Below are 23,603 nucleotides of genomic sequence, written 5' to 3' on the forward strand. Positions count from 1 at the left end.
GCGCGGCGCGTGGCGCGGCGGCGCGGGCGGCCGGCGGGCGCGGCGTCCTGCGCCGGTGCCTCGGCGGCCGGGGTGGGCTCGGGGGTGGTGACCTGGGCCTCTTCGGCGGTGTCGAGCTCGGGCTCGGCGTCCGCGGCGGCGGCCTGCGCGGTCTGTGCGGCGGCCTTGCCCGCGGGCGGGCCGGCGGGTCGCGACGCGGCCCGGCGCCGACGGCGCGGGGGCAGGGTGTCGCTGGGGGTGTCGCCCACGGCGGAGGCGGTGGGGTCGTTCGGTTCGGTCTGCTCGGGCATGCGGGTGTATCTCCCGTCGGGCCCCCGGGCGCCGCGCCTCATCCGGATGACCGGTGACGCCTGCGGCTCGCGCGAATCGCGCGGTGCCGCCGGTCCGGGGCGCGGGCGCCGCACGGGGGCTCTCTGTCTGTTCTCGCCGGTTCCGGTACGCGATGTACGTACGGCCTGGCGAAAGTCCTTGGGTGGGTGCGCTGCCCGACCCAGGTGGCTCCCGAGTACGAGGGCGGCGCTACGACGACCGCCTTACGCGGAACCTTCCACGGCAGACGCCGTCGCGGCGGCAGATCCCGCGGCCTCCGAATGGGGGGCCTGGTCTGCCTCGCGGTCGGGCGCGAGCGGGTCGGTCACCGTGCCGGTCTCTTCATCGAAAGGCCCCTGCGCCAGCCTGGTCACCGCTGCGGGGACCGGCGGCGCCAGGTCAGCCACGGCGCGGAGACCGGACAGGACGTCGTCGGGTCGTACGGCAGGCGTCACGTGCCGAACAACCAGGCGCAGTATCGCACAGGCCTTGTCACCGGGCCTATCGGCCGGCGCTTCGACGGCCTCCAGGCTCGCGACGGCCTCGCGGGCGTCGAATGTACGGATGCCGTTCTTCGTCCTGCGCTGGACCTCCACGGTCTCGGCGGCCCGGAACGCCTCGGCGGCGCGCGAGGCATCCTCGACCGTCACTCCGTCGAGCCTCAGCTCCCACACGGAGGCGGCGAGCCGGTCGGCCAGGCCCGAGGTGCGGGCCTCGACGGCGTCGATGATGTCGAGGCCGACCGGCATCGACTCGTCGAGCAGGTCCTTGAGCTTCTCCGGGTCGCGCGGTGCGGTGAGCGCGATCTCCAGGTACTCGGCCTCACTGCCCGTGCCGGTGGGTGCGGCATTGGCGTACGACACCTTCGGATGCGGCGTGAACCCCGCCGAGTACGCCATGGGCACCTCGGCGCGGCGCAGCGCACGCTCGAAGGCGCGCTGGAAGTCTCGGTGGCTGGTGAACCGGAGGCGGCCGCGCTTGGTGTAGCGCAGTCGGATGCGCTGCACCGCGGGTGCGGGCGGCGGGCCTACGGGCTGTCGCTTGCCCAGTGTCCTAGTCCTTCGTGAGTGCGGTCGTGCTCTTACCCAGACTACGTGTGTGTGCGGCTTCCGGTTCCCGCAGGGCCCTGACCTGCGGTTCCGGTCGGGTCTCGGCGGGGCTCGGGGTGCCGAACAGGGCGCGGCGGAGCTCGGCGCGGGCCTGGCGGACACTGGCGCGGACCTCCCGGGCGACCCGGACCACAGGTCGCCACACCTGGTCGCGTACGACGTGCCCGACCGGGGTCAGCAGGTGACGGTAGATCCAGCGCGCGGGGTCGACGAGCAGCCACCGCAGCACCCGGCCGAGGAAGCGTCCGACCGCGAGCGACACATACCCGGCCACGCGCCAGGCATGTACGAGAGCCGCGCCGGTCTCCCGGGCGAGGACGCCGAGGGCCCGGCCGGCGGGGACGAGCACCCAGCGCCACAGGGTCAGCACGGGGACCACGAAGACCCACCGAAAGAGTGTTCCCACAGCGCGGCCCAGCGCGAGCAGCGTCCACCGGAGCGCGTGCCCGAGGGGCGTGAGCAGGGACACGTAGAACCAGGCGCAGGGCACCACGACGAGCACCCGTACGAGCCAGGCAAGCGCGCGTCCGAGCGGCGTCAGCAGATACGTGTAGAGCCAGCCCGCCGGTATCGCGATCAGGACCCGCGCCAGCCACGCCAGGGCCAGCCCGACCGGCACCAGCACGTACCGCCACAGCGCCACCCACGGCCACACGAACACAGCCATGGCCAGCCAGCGGAGGACAACCCCAACTCCCTTACCCAGTACGGCAATTGCGTGCCCGAGCGGCGTCAGCAGATACGCGTACAACCAGCGTGCCGGCGCCACGATCAGCACCCGCGCCAAGGGTACGAGGACACGCTCGTACAGCACGCGGCCCACGACCGTGAGGGCGTCCCACGCGAGCCGGACGGGCACCACGAGGACGAGTGCGACGATCCGCACCGGCAGCCGTACCGCCACGACGAGACAGCCCTCGGGCTCGGGGCGCTTCTCCAGGTCCATGCATGTCAGGACGCCGGAAGGGGCGATCTGGATCCATTTCCCGGGCACTCTGTGGCCCTCGTGGACGTTGACCCCCTTGTATAGGCAGACTTTGCGCAGTAATCGGCTACTACCAGGGGGCTCCCCGCATGATCACGCTCACGAAGGAAGACGGCCCGGCGGACCTGGACGGGGTGACGCACCTGTCCATCGGGGTCTCGTGGGACCCCACCTCCGGGAGCAGCGGTGGCGTCATGGGCGCCCTGCGCCGCAAGCAGGGCACCGACCTGGATCTGATCGCCATCGCCATGCAGGGCGCGGACCCGGTGCGCCTGGCAGGCCTCGACTCGCTGGACCCGCTGGGCAACGGCTCGATGGTGCACTCCGGTGACAACCAGACGGGCAAGGGCGACGGCGACGACGAGACGGTCACCGTCGAGTTCGCGCGGATCCCGCAGAACATCACGGCGATCGTGTTCATCGCGGCCGCGTTCAAGAAGGGCAGCTCCTTCCAGAAGGCGCGCAACGTCAGCATCAAGGTGTACGACGCCACGGGCGGCAGCAGCCAGCAGGTCGCCGACATCTGGCCCTCCATGCTCAGCACGGACAACGGCTGCGCGGTGGCCAAGGCGGTCCGCGCCCCGGGCGGCAGCTGGAAGCTCGAGGTCATCAACACGACGGGCAAGATCAAGCAGGGCGACGAGGTCGCTCTGATGCGGTTCGCCGTCAGCAAGTAGGCACCGCGTACCGCGGATACGTGAAAGGGGCGGCCGGTTGGTCAACCGGCCGCCCCTTCGCGTACTCACACCTCAGTGCGTGTGCTGCTCCGCGCCCGCGGGCTTCTTGACCGTCAGCGGCAGCAGCTTCTTGCCGGTCGGGCCGACCTGGATGGTCGTGTCCATCGCCGGGCAGACACCGCAGTCGAAGCACGGCGTCCAGCGGCAGTCGTCGACCTCGGTCTCGTCGAGCGAGTCCTGCCAGTCCTCCCAGAGCCAGTCCTTGTCGAGACCGGAGTCCAGGTGGTCCCAGGGCAGGACCTCCTCGTACGTGCGCTCGCGCGTCGTGTACCAGTCGACGTCGACGCCCTGGGCGGGCAGCGTCTTGTCGGCGCACGCCATCCAGCGGTCGTAGCTGAAGTGCTCGCGCCAGCCGTCGAAGCGGCCGCCGTCCTCGTAGACCGCGCGGATGACGGAGCCGATGCGGCGGTCACCGCGGGAGAGCAGGCCCTCGACGATGCCGGGCTTGCCGTCGTGGTAGCGGAAGCCGATCGAGCGGCCGTACTTCTTGTCGCCGCGGATCTTGTCGCGCAGCTTCGTGAGCCGGGCGTCCGTCTCCTCGGCGGAGAGCTGCGGGGCCCACTGGAACGGGGTGTGCGGCTTGGGCACGAACCCGCCGATCGACACCGTGCAGCGGATGTCGTTGGCGCCGGAGACCTCGCGGCCCTTCTGGATCACGCTCGTCGCCATGTCGGCGATCTGCAGGACGTCGTCGTCGGTCTCCGTCGGCAGGCCGCACATGAAGTACAGCTTCACCTGACGCCAGCCGTTGCCGTACGCGGTGGCGACGGTCCTGATCAGGTCCTCTTCGCTCACCATCTTGTTGATGACCTTGCGCATGCGCTCACTGCCGCCCTCGGGGGCGAAGGTGAGGCCCGACCGGCGGCCGTTGCGCGTCAGCTCGTTGGCCAGGTCCACGTTGAAGGCGTCGACGCGGGTGGAGGGGAGGGACAGACCGATCTTGTCCTCCTCGTACCGGTCCGCGAGGCCCTTGGCGATGTCGCCGATCTCGGTGTGGTCGGCGGAGGAGAGCGAGAGCAGGCCGACCTCCTCGAAGCCGGTCGCCTTGAGACCCTTCTCGACCATCTCGCCGATGCCGGTGATGCTTCGCTCCCGCACGGGGCGCGTGATCATGCCGGCCTGGCAGAAACGGCAGCCGCGGGTGCAACCGCGGAAGATCTCGACGGACATCCGCTCGTGGACCGTCTCGGCGAGCGGCACCAGCGGCTGCTTCGGGTACGGCCACTCGTCGAGGTCCATGACGGTGTGCTTGGAGACCCGCCACGGCACGCCCGACCTGTTCGGTACGACGCGGCTGATGCGCCCGTCGGGCAGGTACTCGACGTCGTAGAAGGCGGGGATGTAGATGTTGCCCGTCCTCGCGAGACGGAACAGCACCTCCTCGCGGCCGCCGGGGCGGCCCTCGGCCTTCCAGGCGCGGATGATCTCGGTCATGTCGAGCACGGCCTGCTCGCCGTCACCGATGACCGCGGCGTCGATGAAGTCGGCGATCGGCTCCGGGTTGAAGGCCGCGTGGCCGCCCGCGAGGACGATCGGGTCGTCGAGCGTGCGGTCCTTGGACTCCAGCGGGATGCCGGCCAGGTCGAGCGCCGTCAGCATGTTCGTGTAGCCGAGCTCGGTGGAGAAGCTCAGGCCGAAGACGTCGAACGCCTTGACCGGGCGGTGCGAGTCGACGGTGAACTGCGGGACCTTGTGCTCGCGCATCAGCGCTTCCAGGTCCGGCCAGACGCTGTAGGTGCGCTCGGCGAGGACGCCCTCGCGCTCGTTGAGGACCTCGTAGAGGATCATGACGCCCTGGTTGGGCAGACCGACCTCGTACGCGTCCGGGTACATCAGCGCCCAGCGGACGTCGGAGGACTCCCACGGCTTCACCGTGGAGTTGAGCTCTCCGCCGACGTACTGGATCGGCTTCTGCACATGCGGGAGCAGCGCTTCGAGCTGCGGAAACACAGACTCGACCACTTGGGGCGCCGCGGCGGCGGCTTCGGCAGGCATAACCGTGGACCTTTGTGAGCTGACAGGGTGACCCTCAAGGCTAACCCGCCGGGAGGCCCGGCTCCGCCGCCCGTTTCCACACCTTCGGCAGTTCCCGCTCCGCTTCCGCCGCGGCCGCCTGCTCCTGCCCGTACAGCAGACCCCAGGCGAAGGCGGTCTCGCCCGCCGCGTGTGCCTGGATGGCCAGGTCCCGCAGCGCCTCGCGGGCGACGACGGAATCCTGGTGGTCGCCGAGCAGCGACTGCACCTTCTTCACCCGCTTGGCGAACTTCTTGGACTTCTTGCCGAGGGCGGGTACGCCCGTCTCCCCGGCGTAGCGGGCGCGCTTGGCGGCCTTGCGGGCGTCGTGCAGCGCGTGATCGCGGTCGGTGCCGGGGGCGAGGGAGAGGGCGCGGTCGATACGGGCCGCGAGCCGGGCGTGATCCTTCAGGGCCGCCTTCACCAGCACCTCGGCGGCGGGGCGCCCGGCGGCGGGCCGCAGCGGCGGATCGGCGAGCAGCGCGTCCAGTGCCTCCAGGAGGGCCAGGTACCGCTTGCCGTCGAGCACGGCGACGGTGTGCCGGCGCGAGCCGAGGCGGCGGGCCACGGCCCAGATCCGCAGCCGGCCCCGCACGGGCCCGAGGAGCAGGGTGCGCGGCACGGCGTCGATCCGCGCGGTGAGCCGGGCGGTCAGCACCTCCCGGTCCCGGTCGATGCCGAGCTCCCCCGCGAGCCATTTGAGCTCCGCGCCGACCGGCTCCGTCACGGCCGGGTCCAGGACCTTCTTGTACGTCTTGAAGGCGCTGCGCAGCCGGCGGGTCGCGACCCGCATCTGGTGCACGGCGTCCGGCAGCTCCCGGCGCACGGCGGGGTCGAGCGCGACCAGGGCGTCGCGCTGCTCCCGCAGCCGGGCGAGGACGTGGTCCCCGGCGGTGACGGGCTCCTGCGCGGCGGCCTTCCCGGGCGCCACGGCCCCGGTCTCGTCCAGGGCGCGGGCCAGCTTGGAGGTGGCGGCGGCCCGCTCGACGCCGGCCTTGCGCAGCCGCTTCTCGACCTTGGCGAGGAACTCCGGGTCGCCGTCGTCGGCCAGCTCGACCTCGATCTCGGTCCACGCGGTGGCCTGCTCGCCGCCGATCCGCTCGGCGCGCACGGCGTCCACGCACACCTCGGCGAGCAGCGTGCCGTCGGCGTCGGTCAGATGGGACACGTCGCGGGAGGACCGCAGCCGGACCACGGGGACGAGCGGGGTCTCGCGGATCCGGGAGCGCACGAGTCCGGCGAGCGCCCGCGGCACCTCGTCGGAGAGCGGGGCGCGTACCTCGTCCCGGACGCCTTCGCTCACGGCGACCGGCAGCTTGAGGTGCCAGCCCGCGTCGTCGCCGCCGGTGCGCCGGCGCAGGGTGATCTGCTGGGCGGCCAGCCGCTGGTCGTCGGTGTCGTAGTAGACGGCGTCGAGCTCCACGACGCCTTTGTCGATGACGTCCGAGACGCCGGGGACCTTGTGCAGGTCGGGCAGCTCGAAGGGGTCGGCAGGGGCGTCGTACTTCCGCTCGATCTCGCGTTTTGTCTCCGCCATACATTGAATCTAGACGTCACATCTGCACGCCGATAGGGGCAGCGCCGCCTGACGAATCGGTACCCGGCAGAGGGGCGGAGGCCCCGGGGCTCCGCCCCGGACCCCGCTCCTCAATCGCCGGAGGGGCTTGAGGGGTCGACCGGAGGGGCTTGAGCGGGGCGGATGCCTACGCCGACATGGGGCGTTGCACCCTGATCGACTGGAGCAGGCCCACCGCCACCCACACCGCGAACATCGATGATCCTCCGTAGGACACGAACGGCAGTGGGAGGCCGGCCACCGGCATGATTCCGAGGGTCATCCCGATGTTCTCGAACGCCTGGAACGCGAACCAGGCGATGATCCCGGCGGCGACGATCGTGCCGTACAGCTCCGTCGTCTCCCGGGCGATCCGGCAGGCCCGCCACAGCAGCACGCCGAGCAGCAGCACGATCGCCCCGGCGCCCACGAAGCCGAGCTCCTCGCCGGCCACCGTGAACACGAAGTCCGTCTGCTGCTCGGGCACGAACTGGCCGGTGGTCTGCGAGCCGTGGAAGAGGCCCGCGCCGGACAGTCCGCCCGAACCGATCGCGATGCGCGCCTGGTTGGTGTTGTAGCCGACGCCCGCCGGGTCGAGCGCGGGGTTGGCGAACGCGGCGAACCGGGCGATCTGGTAGTCGTCGAGGACCCCGAGCTGCCACACGGCGACGGCTCCGGCCGCGCCGACGCCGATGAGTCCGAGGATCCACCGGTTGGACGCGCCCGAGGAGAGCAGCACGCCGAGCACGATCATCACCATGACCATGACGGAACCGAGGTCAGGCATCAGCATGACGACGGCCATCGGCACGGCGGCGAGCCCGAGGGCTTGCAGGACCGTCCGGTGGTCGGGGTGGTCCCGGTCGCCGGCGTCGACACGCGCGGCGAGCAGCATCGACATGCCCAGGATGATCGTGATCTTCACGAACTCGGAGGGCTGGAGGGAGAAGCCGCCGCCGATGATGATCCAGGCGTGCGCGCCGTTCACCGTCGCGCCGAGCGGGGTGAGGACGAGCAGCACCAGAAGGACGGAGATCCCGTACAGGATCGGGACCGCGGTGCGCAGCGTCCGGTGGCCCAGCCAGATCGTCCCCACCATCAGCGCGAGGCCGATGCCGGTGTTGAGCATGTGCCGGAAGAGGAAGTAGTACGGGTCGCCCTGGTTGAGCTCGGTGCGGTTCCTGGTGGCCGAGTAGACGAGGGCGGCGCCGATCATCGACAGCGCGAGCGCCGACAGGAGTATCGGCCAGTCGAGGCGCCGCACCACCGAGTCGCGGGCCATGAGCCGCGACATGGTGGAGCGCTCGGGACCGTACCCGGAGACGGAGAAGCCATTGGTGCCGGCCATGCTGGGTCAGTCCCTCCTGCTGAGTGTGGAGGTGGGCAGGGTCGCCGCCAGCTCCTGCTGACCGGGCGGCACTTCCTTCTGCGGCTCGTACGGCTTGATCTCCGGGGCGTCGATCGAGCCGTCGGTGCCGATCTTCGGCAGGGCCTTCTCCGGCTCGGGCAGCAGCGCCTTCTTCAGGTCCTGCTTGCCGTTGCTGTCGAGCCCGTACATCGCGTCGTAGATCTTGCGGACGGCCGGTCCGGAGGCGCCGGAACCGGTACCGCCCTGGGCGATCGTCATGACGACCGCGTAGTCCTTCGTGTACGTCGCGAACCAGGACGTCGTCTGCTTGCCGTAGACCTCGGCCGTACCGGTCTTGGCGTGCATCGGGATCTTGTCCTGCGGCCAGTTCTGGAAGCGCCAGGCGGCCGTTCCGCGGGTCGCCACTCCCGCCAGTGCCTGGTCTATCTCGTCGCGCGTCTTGCCGGTCATCGGCAGCTTGCCGTTGGTCTTCGGCTGGATCTCGGAGACCTGCTTGCCGTCGGCGCTGACGACGGCCTTGCCGACCTCGGGCGCGTGGAGGGTGCCGCCGTTGGAGATCGCCGCGTAGATCGACGCCATCTGTATCGGCGTGACGAGCGTGTCGCCCTGGCCGATGGAGTAGTTGACGGAGTCACCGGCGCGCATGAGGTTGCCTTCGAGGCAGTTCTCGTAGTTCAGCTTCTGGACGTAGTCGCCGTCCTTCTTGCCGGACTTGCACCAGGAGTCCTTGTTGGCCTTCCAGAACTGCTGCTTCCACTGACGGTCCGGGACCCGGCCGGTGACCTCGTTGGGCAGGTCGATGCCGGTCTCCTTGCCGAGACCGAACTGGTGGGCCGTCTTGTAGAACCAGTCCTGGGTGTCCTTGTTGCCCTTGAGCCCGCCGTCCTTCTTCCACTCGTTGTGGGCGAGCCCGTAGAAGACGGTGTCGCAGGAGACCTCGAGTGCGCGGCCCAGGCTGATCGGGCCGTGGTTCGCCGACTCGAAGTTCTTGAAGACCTGGTTGCCGATGGAGTACGAGCTGGTGCAGGGGTAGCGGCCGTTGAACTCGTAGCCCGCCTTGACCGCGGCCGCCGTGGAGACGACCTTGAAGATCGAGCCCGGGGCGGCCTGGCCCTGGATCGCCCGGTTCAGCAGCGGGTAGTTGGACTTCTTGCCGGTGAGGTTCGCGTAGTCCTTGCCGGAGATGCCGCCGACCCAGGCGTTCGGGTCGTAGGCCGGGTTGGACGCCATGGCGACGACGCGGCCGGTCTTGGCCTCCAGGACCACGACGGCGCCGGAGTCGGCCTTGTAGTTGGTCCCGGTGTTCCTGTCGTGCTCCTTGCGGGCGGTCTTCATCGCCTCGTTCAGCTCGTACTCGGCGACGGACTGCACGCGTGCGTCTATCGACGTGACGACGTTGGCGCCGGACTCGGCCTTGTCGCTGTCGGCGCGGCCGATGACGCGGCCGAGGTTGTCGACCTCGTAGCGGGTGACGCCGGCCTTGCCGCGCAGCTCCTTGTCGTACGTGCGCTCGAGGCCGGAGCGGCCGACCTGGTCGGAGCGGAGGTACGGCGAGTCGGAGTCCTTGGCCTTCTCGATCTCCGCGTCGGTGACCGGGGAGAGGTAGCCGAGGACCTGCGCGCTGTTGGAGCCGCCGGGGCCCGCGTAGCGGCGCACGGCGGTCGGCTCGGCGGTGATGCCGGGGAAGTCCTCGCCGCGCTCACGGATCTGGAGGGCCTGCTTGGGCGTGGCCTCGTCGGTGATGGGGATGGGCTGGTACGGCGATCCGTTCCAGCAGGGCTGCGGCGTCTTGGCGTCGCACAGCCGGACCTTCTCCTCCACCTCCTTGGGCTTCATGCCGAGGACGGCGGCGAGCTTGGCGAGGACGCCCTTGCCGTCGTCCTTCATCTTCATGAGGTCGGTGCGGGAGGCGGAGACCACGAGCCGGGTCTCGTTGTCCGCGATGGGCACGCCGCGGGCGTCGAGGATCGAGCCGCGCACGGCGGGCGTGACGACCTGCTGCACGTGGTTGCCGGAGGCTTCCTTGGCGTACTCGTCCCCGTTGCGGATCTGGAGGTACCAGAGGCGGCCGCCGAGGGTCAGCAGGAGGGAGAGGACGAGGATCTGCAGGACGATGAGCCGGATCTGGACGCGCGGCGTCCGGCCCGTCTCGGGAATGTTGGTCACGGCGGTGGGCTCCCCCTCTCAGTACGAGTACAGATACGAGTGCGTGCACATGTACGTGTACTTGTACGTGTACACCCGGGAGCTGTGCGTCAACTGACCGGCGGTCACAGGCGCTTGACCCCCTTGATACGGCCGGCGCGGGCGGCGCGGGCCTTGGCGGTCTTCATGCGCAGACCGCCGCGCTGGTTGCCGATGCGCAGGCCGGTGCCGGCGGAGAGCCAGCCGGCGGACACGTCGGCGGTCTTGCCGGAGCCGGTGGAGGTCTCGGCCAGTGGATCGTTGTCCGCGCGTCTGGCGAGCGCCATCACGCCGGGTACGACGAACGGCGCGAGCAGCAGGTCGTAGAGCGCGGCCGTGAAGAGCAGGCTGCCGAGGCCGACGTGGCGGGCGGCGGTGTCGCCGACGAGGGCGCCCACGCCCGCGTACAGCAGGGTGGTGCCGACGGCCGCGGCGACGACCACGATCATGGGGCCGGAGGCCGAACGCAGTCGCCCGTTCTCCGGCTTGGCGAGGCCCGCGAGGTAGCCGATGAGGCAGAGCACGAGGGCGTAGCGGCCCGCCGCGTGGTCGGCGGGCGGGGCGAGGTCGGCCAGCAGACCGGCCCCGAAGCCGACGAAGGCGCCGCCCACGTGACCGTAGACCAGGGCCAGGCCCAGGACGGTCAGGAGCAGCAAGTCCGGTACCGCGCCGGGGAGTTGGAGTCGCGCCAGGATGCAGACCTGGACGACCAGGGCGACGACGACGAGGCTGACGGAGAGCAGCACCCGGTTGAAGCGCATGGTTAATGCTCCTCCTTCACTACTGCTCGTAGCCGTTGTCGGCGGCGCCGTCCGCGGGTGCGGACGGGGTGACGGTGACGGTCACGGTCGGGGCCGGCTTGGGTTTGGCGGGCTTGGACGGCAGGACCTCGTCGCGCGGGTCGGTGCGCGGGGGCTGTACGACGATGCCGACGATGTCGAGCTTGGTGAAGCCGACGTACGGCTGGACGTAGACGGTGCGGGTCAGGTCGCCGCCGGAGGGGTCGACGCGGACGACCCTGCCGACCGGGACGCCGGGCACGAACGGCTTGTCGGCCTGCGAGCCGAAGGTGACGAGCCGGTCGCCCTTCTCGACCTTGGCCTTGCCGTTGAGCAGCTGGACGCGGAGCGGGCGGTCGCCCTGCCCGGAGGTGAAGCCGAGCTCGTCGGTCTTCTCCATCCGGGTGCCGACGGTGAAGTCGGGGTCGTTGGCCAGCAGCACCGTCGCGGTGTTCGGGCCGACGGTGGTGACGCGGCCGACAAGGCCGTCCCCGTTCAGTACCGTCATGTCGCGCTCGAGGCCGTCGTTCGCGCCCGCGTCGATGGTGACGGTCCAGGAGAACCCTTGCGCGGACCCTATGGCGATGACCTGGGCTCCCTTGATGCCGTACTGGCCCGCGCCTGCGGTCTTCAGCATGGTGTCGAGCTGGCGGATCTTGCTGCGGTTGCGGTCGTCGCTGCCGAGCTTGGCCTTCAACGCCGCGTTCTCGCGCTCCAGTTGACCGATGCGGTCGTGCCGGTTGCCGGAGTCGCGGACCGCGCCGATGGCGTTGCCGATGGGGTCGACGGCGCCGGAGACGCCGCTTTCCACCGGGCCGAAGACCTTCGCGGCGGCCTGGCGGGCACCGTCGACCGGCGAGTCCTCACCGCCGCGGATGTCCACCGTGATCAGTGCGAACGCGATGGCGATCAGCAGCACCAGGAGCAGCCGGCTCTCTCGTGTGTCCCTCACGTACGGCGGCCGTGCCTTCCTGAGTCGGAATAAGGGGAATTCTTATGCCTTGCCTATATATCAACGATCCGCCGCACGAAGTGGCAGCCACTCGTACGGCGGACGTTATCGCGTCATCTCATCTGCGGGGCGAAGCGTCCAGCACCTGCTGGAGCGCCTCGAACTCCTCGACGCACTTGCCGGAGCCGAGCGCCACGCTGTCCAGCGGGTCCTCGGCGATGTGGATCGGCATGCCGGTCTCGCGGCGCAGCCGCTCGTCGAGGCCGCGCAGCAGGGCGCCGCCGCCGGTCAGGACGATGCCGCGGTCCATGACGTCGCCGGAGAGCTCGGGCGGGCACTTGTCGAGGGTGGTCTTGACCGCGTCGACGATCGCGTTGACCGGTTCCTCGATGGCCTTGCGGACCTCCGCCGCCGAGATGACGACGGTCTTCGGCAGGCCGGACACGAGGTCGCGGCCCCGGATCTCGGTGTGCTCGTCGTTGTCGAGGTCGTACGCGGAACCGATCGTGATCTTGATCTGTTCGGCGGTGCGCTCACCGAGGAGGAGCGAGTACTCCTTCTTGATGTGCTGGATGATCGCGTTGTCCAGCTCGTCGCCGGCCACCCGGATCGACTGTGCTGTGACGATTCCGCCGAGCGAGATCACCGCGACCTCGGTGGTGCCGCCGCCGATGTCCACCACCATGTTGCCCGTGGCCTCGTGGACCGGGAGGCCGGATCCGATGGCCGCGGCCATGGGCTCCTCGATGATGTGCACCTGGCGGGCACCGGCCTGCGAGGAGGCCTCGATGACGGCGCGGCGCTCGACTCCGGTGATGCCGGAGGGTACGCAGACGACGACGCGGGGGCGGGCCAGGTAGCGCCGCTTGTGGATCTTCAGGATGAAGTAGCGGAGCATGCGCTCGGTGATCTCGAAGTCGGCGATCACGCCGTCCTTGAGGGGACGCACCGCCACGATGTTGCCCGGCGTGCGCCCGATCATCTTCTTGGCCTCGGCGCCGACCGCGAGGATGCCACCGGTGTTGGTGTTGATCGCGACCACGGACGGCTCATTGAGCACGATCCCACGACCCCTGACGTACACCAGCGTGTTGGCGGTCCCGAGGTCGACAGCCATGTCACGGCCGATGAACGACATTGAGTTCCCCATCAGGATTCGTCTGGCCTTCCCAAGTGGAGCGTTTGATTGCTTGTCAGGTAGGCGAGAGGTGGACGCGTGTGGCGTGGAGGCTTCCATCGTAGTCTCGCCTGCACGATCACGGCGCGAGGGTCTTCGCCATTGTCAGCAGATGAACCCCCGCCCCGCTAATGGGGACGTGCCGACGGAGGGTTGCGTTCCCCCAATCGGGCCGCATATGCCAAAGAGCGGCCCAATTTCTCGGGCCGCTCCAGGTCAGTCGCACCGGGCGCCTGACATAGCGTCAGAAAACATTTTTTGCGAGGTCTCACCTGACGAGACCGCCGGCCCCTCCGGGCTTTGGGTCGAGCCTCGGGTCGGGCCTCGGGTCGCGCTTCGGGTCGGGCTTCGGGCGTGGCCTCAGACCAGGTTCGGGAAGAAGATCTTCAGCTCGCGCTCGGCGGACTCCTCCGAGTCCGAGGCGTGGATCAGGTTCTCCCGGACGATGACGCCGAAGTCTCCGCGGATCGAACCCGGGGCGGCGGCGATCGGGTCGGTCGGACCGGCCAGCTGGCGGATGCCCTCGATCACGCGCTCGCCGTCGACGACCAGGGCGACGACCGGCCCGGACGACATGAAGGCGACCAGCGGCTCGTAGAACGGCTTGCCCTTGTGCTCGCCGTAGTGCTGCTCCAGCGTCTCCTGGCTCAGGCTGCGCAGCTCCAGAGCGCTGATGGTCCAGCCGGCCTTGCGCTCGATGCGGCCGATGATCTCGCCGATCAGGCCACGGCGGACTGCGTCGGGCTTGAGCAGGACGAGCGTGCGCTGGGTCATGTTGGCTGGACTCCTTGTGCGGCCTGGATGTGCGGTGGGCCCGAGGTTACAGGGGGTCACCACGTTCGCTTGCCGCGGGGCGGGTGCGGGTTCGGTGGGGCTGGTCGCGCAGTTCCCCGCGCCTTTGGGGGTGCGTTGCGTCTGCGGGGCCGGTGGGGGCTGAGCGCGCAGTTCCCCGCGCCCCTGGGGGTGCGTTGCGTCCGCGGGGCCGGTGGGGGCTGAGCGCGCAGTTCCCCGCGCCCCTGGGGGTGCGTTGCGTCCGCGGGCCCGGTGGGGGCTGAGCGCGCAGTTCCCCGCGCCCCTAGGAGGTATTGCGTCCGCGACCCAGTGGGAGCTGAGCGCGCCGTTCCCCGCGCCCCTGAAAGGAGCATCGCGTCCGCGGGCCCGGTGGGGGCTGGTCGCGCAGTTCCCCGCGCCCCTAGGGGGTATTGCGTCCGCGGCCCGGTGGGAGCTAAGCGCGCAGTACCCCGCGCCCCTGAAAGGAGCATCGCGTCCGCGGGCCCGGTGGGGGCTAAGCGCGCCGTTCCCCGCGCCCCCGAGAGGAGCATCGCGTCCGCGGGCCCGGTGGGAGCTAAGCGCGCAGTTCCCCGCGCCCCTGATTCGCACTTCGTGCGTCATCTCGTTGGGCGCTTGCTGACGCGATCCATGTAGCTGCGGCGGAGCCGCATGCTTCAGGGGCGCGGGGTACTGCGCGACCAGCCACGACGACAGCCGCAGCCGGCATCGCGCCCCGCCACGCCACGCCGCACCACCGTAAAAGACTTACGCCGCGCTGGATTCCTGCTGCGCCCAGCGGGCCTTCGCCTCGTCGATCTTGCGGCCGAAGTGGATCGAGGCCCACCACAGCGCCGCGAAGCACGCCCCCAGGAAGAACATCAGCGGCACCCAGAACCCGCTCACGATCAGCGCGATCTGCAGGGCCCAGCCCAGCTGGACACCGCCCGGCCGCGACAGCACCCCGCACAGCAGCACGCTGAGCAGCATCGCGACACCGCACACCGTCCACACCAGACCGCTGGACAGATCGGGGTCCTTCATCGCCACGAGCCCGGCGAAACCGATGACGAAGAACTCACCGATCAGGGTCGAGGAACACAACGTACGCACAGCGGATCAGCCCTTCCCCAGCAACAGCCTGGCCTCGCCGACCGTGATCACGGACCCGGTGACGAGCACTCCCCCACCCGCGAACTCGCCCTCCTCCTCGGCAAGAGTGATCGCGGCTTCCAGCGCGTCGTCGAGCCGCGGCTCGACCTGCACCCGCTCGTCGCCGAAGACCTCCACCGCGACGGCCGCCAGCTCATCGGCGTCCATCGCCCGGTGGCTGGAGTTCTGCGTGACGACGATCTCCGCGAAGATCGGCTCGAAGGCCTCGAGCAGCCCCCGTACGTTCTTGTCGGCGCTCGCTCCGACGACCCCGATGAGCCGGCTGAAGTCGAAGACCTCACTGATCGCCTCGGCGGTGACCCGCGCACCCGCCGGATTGTGCGCGGCGTCCAGGACGACGGTCGGCGAGCGGCGGACGACTTCGAGGCGCCCCGGCGAGGTGACCGACGCGAACGCGGTGCGGATCGTGTCGATGTCGAGCGGCCGCGCGTGCTCCGAGCCGATGCCGAAGAACGCCTCGACGGCGGCGAGCGCCACCGCCGCGTTGTGCGCCTGGTGCGCGCCGTGCAGCGGCAGGAAGATCTCCTCGTACTCGCCGCCCAGGCCGCGCAGCGTCACGAGCTGGCCGCCGACGGCGACCTGGCGCCCCACGAGCCCGAACTCCAGGCCCTCGCGCGCGACGGTCGCGTCCGTCTCCACGGCCTTCTTCAGGATCACCTGCGCCGCGTCCACCGGCTGCTGCGCCATGATCACGGTCGCGTCCTGCTTGATGATCCCGGACTTCTCGCCCGCGATCTCACCGGGCGTGGAGCCGAGCCGGTCCGTGTGGTCGAGGTCGATGGGCGTGATGACGGCGACCGAGCCGTCGATCACGTTCGTCGCGTCCCAGCTGCCGCCCATGCCGACCTCGACGACCGCGACGTCCACCGGGGCATCGGCGAAGGCCGCGTAGGCCATACCGGTCAGCACCTCGAAGAAGGAGAGGCGGAACTCCTGCTGCGCGTCGACCATCTCGACGTACGGCTTGATGTCGTCGTACGTCTCGATGAAACGCTCGTGGGCGATCGGGGCGCCGTCCAGGCTGATGCGCTCGGTGACCGACTGGACGTGGGGTGAGGTGTAGCGGCCGGTGCGCAGGTCGAAGGCCGCCAGGAGTGCCTCGATCATGCGGGCCGTGGACGTCTTCCCGTTCGTCCCCGTGATGTGGATCGAGGGGTACGCGCGCTGCGGCTCGCCCAGGACGTCCATCAGCGCGGCGATACGACTGACGGACGGCTCCATCTTCGTCTCGCCCCAGCGCGAGGCCAGATCGGCCTCCACCGCGCGCAGCGCCTTCTCCACCTCCGGGTCCTGCGGGCGCGCGGGAATGTCGTCACCGCTCGGCGCGCCGCCCCGGGTGCGCAGGGTGCGGCTGCCCGCCTCGATCACCGCGAGGTCGGGGTCGCGCTCGGTCTCGGCGCCCACGATCTCCTCGAAGGCGTCGGAGTCGGGCTGGCCGGCGGGCTCGTCGTCGCTGCTGTCGCGCGGAGGGAGGTCACTCACGTACGCCAGTCTACGGAGACCCTCCGGCAGCACCGACGGCACCACCCATGGCAAACTTGGCGATCATGGACATAGGCATTGATCTCGGCACCGCCAACACTCTTCTCTACGTACGCGGTCAGGGCATCGTGCTGAACGAACCCTCCGTCGTCGCCGTCAAGGCAGGCAGCAGCACCGCGCTCGCCGTCGGCAGCGAGGCGAAGGAGACCATCGGCCGCACCCCCGGCTCCATCACCGCGATCCGGCCGCTGCGCGGCGGCGTCATCAGCGACTACGAGGCGGCCGAGGAGATGATCCGGCACTTCGTGCGCAAGGCCGTGCCCGGACGGCGGCCCCGTACGCGCATGGTCGTGTGCGTACCCAGCGGGGTCACGCCCGTGGAGCGGCGGGCCATCGTGCACGCGGCCCAGCGCGCGGGCGCGCGGGCCGTGCACCTGATCGAGGAGCCGATGGCCGCGGCGATCGGCGCGGGCCTCCCGGTGTCCGAGCCGCGCGGGTCGATGGTCGTCGACATCGGCGGCGGCACGACCGAGGTCGCCGTCATCTCGCTGGGCGGCGTGGTCACCGCGCAGTCGCTGCGGGTCGGCGGCGACCGGCTCGACGAGGCCATCACCGACCACGTACGCAAGGAGCACGGGCTGCTCATCGGGGAACGGACCGCGGAGGACGTCAAGGTCGCCATCGGCTCGGCGTGGCCCGTGCCCGGCGAGGAGGCCTTCGAGATGCGGGCGTTCACCGTGCGGGGGCGCGAGAAGGTCGCCGGGCTGCCGAAGACGGTCGAACTGACGGTAGGTGAGGTGCGCGCCGCGCTGGACGAGCCCATAGAGGCGATCATCGCCGCCGTACGGGCGACGCTGGAGGAGTGCCCGCCCGAGCTGTCGGGCGACGTCATGGAGCACGGGATCGTGCTGACCGGCGGCGGCGCGCTGCTGCCCGGCCTCGATCTGCGGCTGACGTCCGCCACGGGCATCCCGGTGTTCGCGGCCGAGGATCCGCTGCACAGCGTCGCCCTGGGATGCGGCAAGTGCGTGGACGACTTCGACGAGTTGCAGCGGGTGATGAGCGCGGCGTAGCGCCCTTCCGACGGATCTTCGCGGGGGTGCCCGGCGCGGTGACCCGTTCGGCCCGCACGCGCGGTGTACCCATCGGGTCATGTGGTACGCACAACAACCCGGCCGCCGCGCACGGCAGATCATCGGTGACGGCGCGGCCCTGCTGTGGATCGCCCTGTGGGCGGGGGCCGCGGTGGTCGCGCACCGGCTCATCAACCTCGCGGCCCGGTCCGCCCCGCACCCCCGCACCCGGCTGCCGCTGCTCGGGCCGCGGATGACCGGCACCCTGCACGACGTCGCCCGGGCCGGCGACCGGCTCGCCGATGCCGCGCCCACCGGGCAGGCGCCTCTCCAGGCCCTTGCCGTGCTGGCCGCGGTCGCCCTGTTCGTCGTCCCGGTCGGGCTGCTGTTCGCCCTGTGGCTGCCGCGCCGCATCCGCTGGACCCGGCAGGCCGCCGCCGCGCGCGAGCTGGCCGCCACCGAGGACGGGCGCGAACTGCTCGCCCTGCGCGCCCTGGTCCGCCCCCTCGACGAACTCGCCCGTTTCACCGACGCGGGGCCCGGCCGCCTCGCCGAGGGCTGGCGGGAGGCCGACCCGGCGGTCCTGGAGGCCCTGGCCGACGTCGAGTTGCGGCATCTGGGACTGAGCACGTCCCGGTCCTGACGTACGCCGCTCAAGGCGGAAGGCCCCGGAACCGATGGGTTCCGGGGCCTTCCGTCACGTAGCGGCAGTGCTTACGCCTGCGGCAGTCGCTCCAGCTGCGCCTGGATACGGGCGATGTCCTCGTCCGCCTTGGCGAGGCGGGCGCGGATGCCCTCCACGACGTTCTCCGGGGCCTTGCCCAGGAACTTCTCGTTGCCCAGCTTGCCCTCGGCCTGCGCCTTGTCCTTCTCGGCGGCGGCGAGGTCCTTGGCGAGACGCTTGCGCTCGGCGGCCACGTCGATCGCGCCGGACAGGTCGAGCGCCACCTCGGCGCCGGCCACCGGCAGCGTCGCCGTCGCGTGGAACTCCCCGCCCTCCGGCTGGAGCTTCAGCAGCTGGCGGATGGCCGCCTCGTGCGAGGCGAGCGCCGTGCCGTCCAGGGTGAGCCGGGCCGGGACGCGCTGGCCCGCCTTGAGACCCTGCTCGCCCTTGAAGCGGCGGACCTCGGTGACGACCTGCTTCAGCGTCTCGATCTCACGCTCGGCGGCGTCGTCACGGAAGCCACCCGGAGCGTCCGCACCAGGAACAGACACAGCCTTGGGCCAGTCGGCGACCACGACGGACTCGCCGCCGGTCAGCGTGGTCCACAGCGACTCGGTGACGAACGGGACGATCGGGTGCAGCAGGCGCAGCGTCACGTCCAGGACCTCGCCGAGGACCCGGCCCGACACCTTCGCCGGCTCGCCGCCCGCCATGAACGTCGTCTTCGACAGCTCGACGTACCAGTCGAAGACCTCGTCCCACGCGTAGTGGAACAGCGAGTCGGAGACCTTGGCGAACTGGAAGTCGTCGTAGAACGCGTCGACCTCGGCCACCGTCTTGTTGAGCCGGGAGAGGATCCACCGGTCGGTGGCCGTCATCTGCTCCGGCCCGGGCAGCGGGCCCTCGATCGTCGCGCCGTTCATCAGCGCGAAGCGCGTGGCGTTCCAGATCTTGTTCGCGAAGTTGCGGGAGGCCTGGACCCAGTCCTCGCCGATCGGCACGTCCGCGCCGGGGTTGGCGCCGCGAGCGAGCGTGAAGCGCACCGCGTCCGAGCCGTACGCGTCCATCCAGTCGATCGGGTCCACCGCGTTCGGGTTCGACTTCGACATCTTCTTGCCGAACTCGTCGCGGACCAGACCGGTCAGGGCGACCGTCTTGAACGGGACCTGGTCCTCCATCGCGTACAGGCCGAACATCATCATCCGGACGACCCAGAAGAAGATGATGTCGTGCCCGGTCAGCAGGACGTCGGTCGGATAGAACTTCTTGAGGTCCTCGGTCTCCTCCGGCCAGCCCAGAGTCGAGAACGGCCACAGGCCGGACGAGAACCACGTGTCGAGCACGTCCTCGTCCTGCGTCCAGCCCTCGGCCTCCGTGCCCGGCGCCTGGTCGTCGGGGCCGACGCAGACGACCTCGCCGTCCGGGCCGTACCAGACGGGGATGCGGTGGCCCCACCACAACTGGCGCGAGATGCACCAGTCGTTGAGGTTGTCGACCCAGTCGAAGTACCGCTTCTCCATGTCCTTCGGGTGGAGCGCGACGCGCCCGTCACGGACGGCGTCACCCGCGGCCTTGGCAAGCGTCTCGACCTTGACCCACCACTGCAGGGACAGCCGCGGCTCGATGGTGGTCTTGCAGCGCGAGCAGTGCCCGACGGAGTGCACGTACGGGCGCTTCTCGGCGACGATCCGGCCCTGCTCGCGCAGCGCGGCGACGATCGCCGAGCGCGCCTCGAACCGGTCGAGCCCCTGGAACGGGCCGGGCACGGTGATGACCGCCCGCTCGTCCATGATCGTCAGGGTCTCGAGGTCGTGCCGCTGCCCGATCGCGAAGTCGTTCGGGTCGTGCGCCGGGGTCACCTTCACGGCGCCGGTCCCGAACTCCGGGTCGACGTGCGTGTCCGCGACGACGGGAATCGTCCGGTTCGTGAGCGGCAGCCTGATCCGCTTGCCGATCAGGTGCGCGTACCGCTCGTCGTCCGGGTGCACGGCGACCGCGGTGTCACCGAGCATCGTCTCGACGCGGGTCGTGGCGACGACGACGGTCTCGTCCCCGTCGCCGTACTTCAGCGAGACGAGCTCGCCGTCGTCGTCCTGGTAGTCGACCTCGATGTCCGAGATGGCCGTCAGACAGCGCGGGCACCAGTTGATGATGCGCTCGGCGCGGTAGATCAGGCCGTCGTCGAAGAGATCCTTGAAGATCTTCTGGACGGCGCGGGACAGCCCCTCGTCCATGGTGAACCGCTCACGGGACCAGTCCAGGCCGGCACCGAGGCGCTTGAGCTGGCCGAGGATCCGGCCGCCGTACTCGCTCTTCCACTGCCACGTCTTCTCGACGAAGGCCTCGCGGCCGATGTCCTGCCGCGACTTGCCCTCCTCGGCAAGCTGCTGCTCCACCTTGTTCTGCGTCGCGATACCCGCGTGGTCCATGCCGGGCAGCCACAGGGTCTCGTACCCCTGCATGCGCTTGCGGCGCGTGAGGGCGTCCATGAGCGTGACCTGGAACGCGTGGCCCAGGTGCAGGGCGCCCGTCACGTTCGGCGGCGGGATGACGATCGTGTACGGCTCCTTCTCGCTCTTGGCGTCAGCGGTGAAGTAGCCCCGTTCCACCCAGCGCTCGTACAGCGCCCCCTCTACCTCGGCCGGCGCGTACTGGGTCGGCAGTTCGGAGGTGGGCGCTGGGTTCTGCTGCTGAGAGTTCTCGGTCACGGGGTCAGTTTAGAGGGGTCACAGGTCCGTACTGAAACCGATTCCGGGGGAACGAACCGCACGTGCGTACGTCAGGATGTCGGGAGCACATAAACAGCGGGGAGGAACCCAAGCAATGAGCCACAACCAGCCGGGCCCGTACGGAGGCCAGCCGCAGCAGCCCCAGCAGCCCGGGCCGTACGGCCAGCCGCAGCAGCCGGGGCCTTACGGCCAGCAGCCCCAGGCCCCGCAGCCCGGCTACGGGTACCCCCAGCAGGCGCCGCAGCCCGGCTACGGCTACCCGCAGCAGGGCCCGCCCGGGGTTCCGCCGCAGCAGCCCTACAGCCAGCCGCAGCAGCCGGGCCCCTACGGGCAGCAGCCCCAGGCCCCGTACGGCCAGTACCCGCCGGCTCCCCCGCAGGGCGGCGGCAAGAAGAAGACGGGCCTGATCATCGCGGCGGTCGCCGTGGTCGCCGCGATCGGCGTGGGCGCGTACTTCGTGTTCGGCGGAGGCGGCAGCGTCTCGGTCGCCGACGACGGCGCGCACAAGCTGACCGCGCCGGCGACGGTTCTCAACGAGTACAAGAAGCAGGAGGCCGCGTCCGACGGCTTCAGCGACGAGGACATGAAGGACGCCGAGAAGGACGGCCTGAAGAACGGCAAGCCCGTCAGCGCCGGTTACGAGGTCAAGGACACCGCCAACCCGCTGGGCAGCAAGGTGCTGCAGTTCCAGGGCGCGTACGGCGAGATCGACGACCCGGGCAAGCTCGTCGACGGCATGTTCGCCAAGGCGGCCACCGCCGCGCTCGAGGACGACGGCGACAGCAAGACCAAGGGATCGCTCGTCGGTGACCCCACCGACTACAGCACCGACGACGTCGTCCTGAAGTGCCAGGACGTGAAGATCGAGAACAACGACAGCTCGGCCGCCGCGGGTACGCCCAAGGTCATGCACATGCCGGTCTGCATCTGGGGTGACCACAGCACGGTCGCGATGGTCATGTCGATGGAGATCGCGGACATGATGGCCGGCAAGTCACCCGACCTCAAGGCGGCTTCGGACATCGCCTCGAAGCTCCGCCAGGAGATCCGCGTCAAGGCGTGATGACGCAGGGACACGGAAGAGGGGCCCGGTCGGATGTCCGACCGGGCCCCTCTCCTGTGTCCGTACGACGACCGCTGTGCGGCTACGCCGACTTCTGCTCCCCCGCGCCCGGGCCCCGGGAATCGCGCGGGATCAGCGTCGGGTTCACGTTCGAGTGGACTGCCTCCGCGGTGATGACCACTCGGGCCACGTCCTTGCGGGACGGGACCTCGTACATCACCGACTGGAGGACCTCCTCCATGATGGCGCGCAGTCCTCGCGCGCCCGTGCGGCGCAGGATCGCCTGGTCGGCGATGGCCTCCAGGGCCTCGCGCTCGAAGTCCAGCTCCACCCCGTCGAGTTCGAAGAGGCGCTGGTACTGCTTGACCAGGGCGTTGCGCGGCTCGACCAGGATCTGGAGCAGCGCCTCGCGGTCGAGGTTGTGCACGCTCGTGATCACGGGGAGGCGGCCGATGAACTCCGGGATCATCCCGAACTTCACCAGGTCCTCCGGCATGACCTCCTGGAACTGGTCCTTCTCCTCGAGCTCCCGCTTGGAGTGGATCGTCGCGCCGAAGCCGATGCCCTTGGCGCCGGCCCGCGACTCGATGATCTTCTCCAGACCGGCGAAGGCGCCGCCCACGATGAACAGCACGTTCGTCGTGTCGATCTGGATGAACTCCTGGTGCGGGTGCTTGCGGCCGCCCTGCGGCGGGACCGAGGCCGTCGTGCCCTCGAGGATCTTCAGAAGAGCCTGCTGGACACCCTCGCCGCTCACGTCGCGCGTGATCGACGGGTTCTCCGACTTGCGGGCCACCTTGTCGATCTCGTCGATGTAGATGATGCCCGTCTCGGCCTTCTTGACGTCGTAGTCGGCGGCCTGGATGAGCTTCAGCAGGATGTTCTCGACGTCCTCGCCGACGTACCCGGCCTCCGTGAGCGCCGTCGCGTCGGCGATGGCGAACGGCACGTTCAGCATCCGGGCGAGCGTCTGGGCGAGCAGCGTCTTGCCCGAGCCGGTCGGGCCGAGGAGCAGGATGTTGGACTTCGCGAGTTCGATCGCGTCGTCGCGGCCCGCCGCCCCGCCGTTCTCACCGGCCTGGACGCGCTTGTAGTGGTTGTAGACCGCCACGGAGAGCGCCTTCTTGGCGGCCTCCTGGCCTACGACGTAGCCCTCGAGGAACTCGTAGATCTCGCGAGGCTTGGGAAGTTCTTCCCACCGCACTTCGCTGGTCTCCGCGAGCTCTTCCTCGATGATCTCGTTGCAGAGGTCGATGCACTCGTCGCAGATGTATACACCGGGGCCTGCGATGAGCTTCTTGACCTGCTTCTGGCTCTTTCCGCAGAACGAGCACTTGAGCAGATCGCCGCCGTCACCGATGCGTGCCACGAGGTGCTTCCCCTTCGCCTGGGAGACGCCACGTTCAGCGGCTCCTGGTGCCTGTATCCGACGGTACCTTGCCGGGCCCCCCGTTCGGGCCCCCCTTGGCACGGTTCACTTCT

At 70.1% G+C, this 23,603-nt stretch carries 19 protein-coding genes; 4 read left to right on the forward strand and 15 right to left on the reverse strand.

What is annotated here, in order from left to right:
- The 3 genes from ABD366_RS33990 to ABD366_RS34000 all read right to left on the reverse strand — a co-directional run.
- Nucleotides 1-290 (reverse strand): hypothetical protein (locus ABD366_RS33990; RefSeq protein WP_344443137.1); only part of this gene is annotated, 290 nt, incomplete at its 3' end.
- 243 nt (nt 291-533) lie between these two features.
- Nucleotides 534-1,316: a TIGR03936 family radical SAM-associated protein gene (locus ABD366_RS33995; protein ID WP_324766917.1), complete on the reverse strand. Its 783-nt coding sequence runs from the start codon at nt 1,314-1,316 to the stop codon at nt 534-536.
- Nucleotides 1,317-1,362: 46 nt separating this feature from the next.
- Nucleotides 1,363-2,364 (reverse strand): hypothetical protein, encoded by a 1,002-nt coding sequence (locus ABD366_RS34000; protein WP_324766916.1) that lies wholly within the window; start codon nt 2,362-2,364, stop codon nt 1,363-1,365.
- A gap of 128 nt (nt 2,365-2,492) precedes the next feature.
- Between ABD366_RS34000 and ABD366_RS34005 the strand changes: the two genes are divergently transcribed.
- Nucleotides 2,493-3,080: a TerD family protein gene (locus tag ABD366_RS34005; protein ID WP_324766914.1), complete on the forward strand. Its 588-nt coding sequence runs from the start codon at nt 2,493-2,495 to the stop codon at nt 3,078-3,080.
- Nucleotides 3,081-3,152: 72 nt separating this feature from the next.
- Here the strand turns inward: ABD366_RS34005 and ABD366_RS34010 are convergent, their stop codons facing one another.
- From ABD366_RS34010 to folC, 10 genes are all read right to left on the reverse strand, one after another.
- A complete protein-coding gene (locus ABD366_RS34010; RefSeq protein ID WP_324766913.1) occupies nt 3,153-5,135 on the reverse strand; it encodes a TIGR03960 family B12-binding radical SAM protein in 1,983 nt (660 codons plus the stop codon).
- A 40-nt stretch (nt 5,136-5,175) separates the two neighbouring features.
- Nucleotides 5,176-6,690: a CYTH and CHAD domain-containing protein gene (locus ABD366_RS34015; RefSeq protein WP_324766912.1), complete on the reverse strand. Its 1,515-nt coding sequence runs from the start codon at nt 6,688-6,690 to the stop codon at nt 5,176-5,178.
- A gap of 166 nt (nt 6,691-6,856) precedes the next feature.
- Nucleotides 6,857-8,056 carry a rod shape-determining protein RodA gene (rodA, locus tag ABD366_RS34020; protein ID WP_324766911.1) on the reverse strand — a complete coding sequence of 400 codons (1,200 nt, stop codon included), beginning with the start codon at nt 8,054-8,056 and terminating at the stop codon, nt 6,857-6,859.
- Between the two features lie 6 nt (nt 8,057-8,062).
- Nucleotides 8,063-10,243 (reverse strand): penicillin-binding protein 2, encoded by a 2,181-nt coding sequence (gene mrdA, locus ABD366_RS34025; RefSeq protein WP_324766910.1) that lies wholly within the window; start codon nt 10,241-10,243, stop codon nt 8,063-8,065.
- Nucleotides 10,244-10,347: 104 nt separating this feature from the next.
- Complete coding sequence (mreD, locus tag ABD366_RS34030; RefSeq protein WP_324766909.1) at nt 10,348-11,022, reverse strand: rod shape-determining protein MreD; 675 nt, start codon at nt 11,020-11,022, stop codon at nt 10,348-10,350.
- Nucleotides 11,023-11,041: 19 nt separating this feature from the next.
- Complete coding sequence (gene mreC, locus ABD366_RS34035; RefSeq protein WP_324766907.1) at nt 11,042-11,992, reverse strand: rod shape-determining protein MreC; 951 nt, start codon at nt 11,990-11,992, stop codon at nt 11,042-11,044.
- A 118-nt stretch (nt 11,993-12,110) separates the two neighbouring features.
- Nucleotides 12,111-13,130, reverse strand: coding sequence for a rod shape-determining protein (locus tag ABD366_RS34040; protein WP_111668333.1), 1,020 nt, complete (start codon nt 13,128-13,130; stop codon nt 12,111-12,113).
- A gap of 399 nt (nt 13,131-13,529) precedes the next feature.
- Nucleotides 13,530-13,943 (reverse strand): nucleoside-diphosphate kinase, encoded by a 414-nt coding sequence (ndk, locus tag ABD366_RS34045; protein ID WP_324766905.1) that lies wholly within the window; start codon nt 13,941-13,943, stop codon nt 13,530-13,532.
- A gap of 762 nt (nt 13,944-14,705) precedes the next feature.
- Nucleotides 14,706-15,050 (reverse strand): DUF4233 domain-containing protein, encoded by a 345-nt coding sequence (locus ABD366_RS34050; RefSeq protein ID WP_324766904.1) that lies wholly within the window; start codon nt 15,048-15,050, stop codon nt 14,706-14,708.
- A 6-nt stretch (nt 15,051-15,056) separates the two neighbouring features.
- Nucleotides 15,057-16,592 (reverse strand): bifunctional tetrahydrofolate synthase/dihydrofolate synthase, encoded by a 1,536-nt coding sequence (folC, locus tag ABD366_RS34055; protein WP_324766903.1) that lies wholly within the window; start codon nt 16,590-16,592, stop codon nt 15,057-15,059.
- A 65-nt stretch (nt 16,593-16,657) separates the two neighbouring features.
- Here folC and ABD366_RS34060 point away from each other — a divergent pair, with 65 nt between their 5' ends.
- On the forward strand, nt 16,658-17,665 hold the full coding sequence (locus ABD366_RS34060; protein ID WP_324766902.1) for a rod shape-determining protein: 1,008 nt from the start codon (nt 16,658-16,660) through the stop codon (nt 17,663-17,665).
- Nucleotides 17,666-17,744: 79 nt separating this feature from the next.
- Nucleotides 17,745-18,308, forward strand: a complete 564-nt coding sequence (locus ABD366_RS34065; RefSeq protein WP_324766900.1) for a hypothetical protein — start codon at nt 17,745-17,747, stop codon at nt 18,306-18,308.
- A gap of 71 nt (nt 18,309-18,379) precedes the next feature.
- On the opposite strand, the gene ABD366_RS34070 is transcribed toward ABD366_RS34065, so the two are convergent.
- A complete protein-coding gene (locus ABD366_RS34070; RefSeq protein ID WP_324766898.1) occupies nt 18,380-21,037 on the reverse strand; it encodes a valine--tRNA ligase in 2,658 nt (885 codons plus the stop codon).
- Between the two features lie 115 nt (nt 21,038-21,152).
- On the opposite strand from ABD366_RS34070, the gene ABD366_RS34075 reads away from it, so the two are divergent.
- A complete protein-coding gene (locus ABD366_RS34075; RefSeq protein ID WP_324766897.1) occupies nt 21,153-22,121 on the forward strand; it encodes a hypothetical protein in 969 nt (322 codons plus the stop codon).
- An 82-nt stretch (nt 22,122-22,203) separates the two neighbouring features.
- Here the strand turns inward: ABD366_RS34075 and clpX are convergent, their stop codons facing one another.
- Entirely contained in the window at nt 22,204-23,490 is a 1,287-nt protein-coding gene (clpX, locus tag ABD366_RS34080; protein ID WP_324766896.1) for an ATP-dependent Clp protease ATP-binding subunit ClpX, read from the reverse strand.
- Nucleotides 23,491-23,603 lie beyond the last annotated feature (113 nt).

The organism is Streptomyces kunmingensis (genome assembly GCF_039533535.1).
GTDB lineage: Bacteria > Actinomycetota > Actinomycetes > Streptomycetales > Streptomycetaceae > Streptomyces > Streptomyces kunmingensis.